This is a genomic window from Longimicrobiaceae bacterium (genome assembly GCA_035696245.1).
GTDB lineage: Bacteria > Gemmatimonadota > Gemmatimonadetes > Longimicrobiales > Longimicrobiaceae > DASRQW01.
Genome location: DASRQW010000360.1, coordinates 1 through 3,201, shown reverse-complemented (window position 1 = coordinate 3,201; position 3,201 = coordinate 1). Strand labels below are relative to the sequence as shown.

The 3,201-nt window shown below is 71.9% G+C and carries 4 protein-coding genes; 3 read left to right on the top strand and 1 reads right to left on the bottom strand.

The features are described 5' to 3' along the window. Positions 1–100 precede the first annotated feature (100 nt). On the bottom strand, positions 101–757 hold the full coding sequence (locus VFE05_16440) for a MarC family protein (GenBank protein ID HET6231664.1): 657 nt from the start codon (positions 755–757) through the stop codon (positions 101–103). Between the two features lie 193 nt (positions 758–950). On the opposite strand from VFE05_16440, the gene VFE05_16435 reads away from it, so the two are divergent. The 3 genes from VFE05_16435 to VFE05_16425 all read left to right on the top strand — a co-directional run. Next, positions 951–1,349 (top strand): BlaI/MecI/CopY family transcriptional regulator, encoded by a 399-nt coding sequence (locus tag VFE05_16435; GenBank protein ID HET6231663.1) that lies wholly within the window; start codon positions 951–953, stop codon positions 1,347–1,349. Further along, the gene (locus VFE05_16430) at positions 1,333–2,568 is read left to right on the top strand and encodes a M56 family metallopeptidase (protein HET6231662.1); all 1,236 of its coding nucleotides are present in this window, start codon (positions 1,333–1,335) and stop codon (positions 2,566–2,568) included. Before VFE05_16435 ends, VFE05_16430 begins: the two co-directional genes overlap by 17 nt. A 123-nt stretch (positions 2,569–2,691) precedes the next feature. Continuing rightward, on the top strand, positions 2,692–3,201 hold a 510-nt coding region (locus VFE05_16425), incomplete at its 3' end, for a hypothetical protein (protein ID HET6231661.1).

Below are 3,201 nucleotides of genomic sequence, written 5' to 3'. Positions count from 1 at the left end.
CTGGACGGTCTGGCGCGGATGCGATAAATCGCACCCCTACAAACAGATAGATGCATCTCGTCTTTTGACTCAATGCAGCGGCCGAGGGATGCGAATGCATCTACCGGTGCGTGGCGGCGCGGATGATGGAGGTGAGGATGGGGCGCACGCCGTCCACGATGAACTGGACGGCGATGACCGTGACGAGCAGGCCCATGATGCGCGTCATAACGTTCAGCCCCGTCTGCCCGAAGAAGCGCACGAGGCGCGGCGAGGCGGCGAGCACCCCGTACGAGATGACGAGCACCACCACCACCGCGGCGAACACGATCACGATGTGCAGCCGCGACGTGGCCTGCGTCATCAGCACCATGACCGTGGTGATGGCGCCCGGGCCGGTGATCATGGGAATGCCCAGCGGCGTGATGCCCACGTCGGTCTTGCGGGTGGCCTCTTCCTCCTCTTCCTCGGTCGTCTTGCCGCGGCTGCGCTTGGCCTGGAGCATGTCCGTGCCGATGCCGAAGAAGATCACGCCGCCGGCGATGCGGAACGCGTCAAGCGTGATGCCGAAGACCTGGAAGATGAAGCCGCCCACCAGCGCGAACACCGCCAGCACCGCGAACGCCGTGAGTATGCCGCTGCGCAGCGTGCGTCGGCGCTGGCCCGCCGTGTACCCGTCGGTGAGCGCCAGGTACATGGGCGCCGCGCTCAGCGGATTGATGATGGCGAGCAGCGACGTGAAGCAGAGCAGCGCGAAGCTGCCGAGTTCGCTGGACATGGGCGGGCGGCGGCTCGGGTGGGATCGGCGGGCGGACGGCCCAAGCGTAGCCGCTCGTCCGGACGCAGTCAAACGCCACGCGGCGATGTCCTAATCCGATCCTCATCTCCCGCGGCATCGCGGTCGTTGACGCATGCTCTCCGCCCGGTACTTTACATCTGTAGATGTGCATCTCCCCTTCCCGCGCGCTCCCATGCCCGAATCGCCGCACCTGACCGACCTTCAGCTCGCCATCCTCCGCGTGTTCTGGGAACGCGGCGAGGCCGGCGTGGCGGACGTGTTCCGCGCGCTGTGGGACGAGCGGCACCTGGCGCAGTCCACCGTCGCGACGGTGATCTCGCGGCTGGAGAAGCGCGGGCTGCTCGCGCGGCGCGGCGACGCGCGCCAGTACTTCTACCGCGCGACGGTCACGGAGGAAGAGGTGCGGCGGGCGATGGTGGACGGTCTGACGTCGCTCCTCTTCCGCGGCGACGCTGCGGCGCTCGTGTCGCACCTGGTGCAGAGCCGGGAGCTGGCGCCGGGCGACCTGGAGCGGGTGCGTGCGCTGCTGGACTCGCTGGGCGACGAGGAGAACGATGGCGGCGCTCGCTGACGTGCCCGCGCTCGGGTGGCTGGTGGCGGCCGGGCTGTGGCTGGCGACGTACACCGTGCACAGCACGCTCGCGCTTGGCGGTGCGTGGCTGCTCGTCCGCTTCCGCGCGGTGCGGGGCGAGCGAGGGGCGGACCTGCTGTGGAAGGCCGCGCTGCTGGGCGGCATCGCCACGGCGACGGTCCAATCCGCCGCGGGCTTCTCGCCTCTGGGCGGGCGGATCGCGGTCCGCGCTCCGTCTCCCGTGCCTGCGGAGGTGCGGGAGTTCGCGACCGTGACGCGCTCCGGCGGGCCCGGCGCGCGCCCGGTCGTCCGCCGCTGGCGCGAGAAGGCGCCCGCACCGCCGCTGCCGGCGGAGGGAATCGCGGCGGCGGCGCTCGCGCTCGCCTGGGCGGGAGGCGCGGCGTTCCGGCTGGCGCGTTTCGGGCGCGCGCACGCGCGGCTGCGGCGGCTGCTGGCGGGCCGGCGGGAGATGGGAGACGACGAGCGGCGGAGCTTGGCCGGCGGACTGTGGATAGAAGCCGCAGGCGGGACCGGCATCGGGCGGGAGATGCGCGTGACGGTGAGCGACGTGCTTCCGGCGCCGGTCGCGCTCGGCGTGGGCGAGGTGTGCCTGCCGGAGCGGGTGCTGCGGGAGATGACGCCCGCGCAGCAGCGCGGCATCGTCGCGCACGAGGCCGCGCATCTGGCCCGGCGCGATCCGCTGTGGCTGCACGCGTTCAACGTGGTTGGCTGCGTCTGCTTTTTTCAGCCGCTCAACGCGCTGGCCCTGCGCCGCTTCCGCGAAGGCGCCGAGCTGCTGTGCGATGCGGAGGCGGCACGCGCGACCGGCCGCCCCCGCGAGCTGGCCCGTTCGCTCGCTCAGGTGGCCGCGTGGCTTCCTGCCAGCGGCGCCGACCTCCCACTCCCGGCAATGATCGAAGGCGGCTCGCCCTTCGTCCGCCGCGTGGAGCGCCTGGTCGCGCCGCCCTCGCCCGAGCCTCGATCCGCCGCGTGGCGAGCAGTGGCTGCCGCATCCGTCCTGCTCCTCGCCGTCGCCGCTGGCGCGCCGTCGTTCGCCGTCCGCGCGGCGGTACGTCAGCCCGTGCGGATGGAAACCGAGGTGCTGCGCCGGCTCAGGGCCGACCGGCGCCCGGCCGGGATCGCGCGGAATCTCGCCGCTTCGCCCGATCTGCATCTCCAGACGCACCGAAGAACGGCATCTCCGGCCACTCGGCCGTAGGTCCGTAGCGGGCGCATCTACATCTCCGGAAGCGCCTGTGCAACCATCTGCGCGCCTCAGTGATCTACAGATGTAAATCTACAGACGTACACACCCATCTCACCTTACCGGACGAAGCCGACTATGAAGACGATACGAATGCTGGTGATGCTGCTCACGCTCGCCGCGGCGCCGTTGCGAGCGCAGACGGTGGCGCTTCCGCACACGCCCGCGGGCGATGCGCTCGGCCGGGTGCTGGCGACGCTCGCGACGCGCGACGCGGCATCTGCGGAGGCGCTGGTGGGGACGTACGCGGCCGGGCTGGCGCAGCGCTCATCCCGCGAGCACCACCTGGAGATGATCGAGCGGCTGCGGGCGGACATCGGCGCGGCGGAGGTGACGGGCGTGGACGCGCAGACGCCGACGTCCATCGCCGCGCACGTGCGGAGCCGCGGGCAGGGCGACTACTTCGTGCTGCGGCTCACGGTAGACGCCGCGCCGCCGCACGGGATCGCGGGCATGTCCGTCGACCAGGCAGACGGTCCGGGTGGAGCGGCACCGCCGGCGAAGGCGCCGCTGCCGGACGACGAGATGGCGCGGCGACTGGGCGCGCGACTGGGGCGGCTGGGGGCGCTCGGGTTCTCGGGCGTGGTG

Coding starts and splice junctions, on each gene's coding strand:
- VFE05_16440 (HET6231664.1), bottom strand. CDS start 757: ATGTCCAGCGAACTCGGCAGCTTCGCGCTGCTCTGCTTCACGTCGCTG.
- VFE05_16435 (HET6231663.1), top strand. CDS start 951: ATGCCCGAATCGCCGCACCTGACCGACCTTCAGCTCGCCATCCTCCGC.
- VFE05_16430 (HET6231662.1), top strand. CDS start 1,333: ATGGCGGCGCTCGCTGACGTGCCCGCGCTCGGGTGGCTGGTGGCGGCC.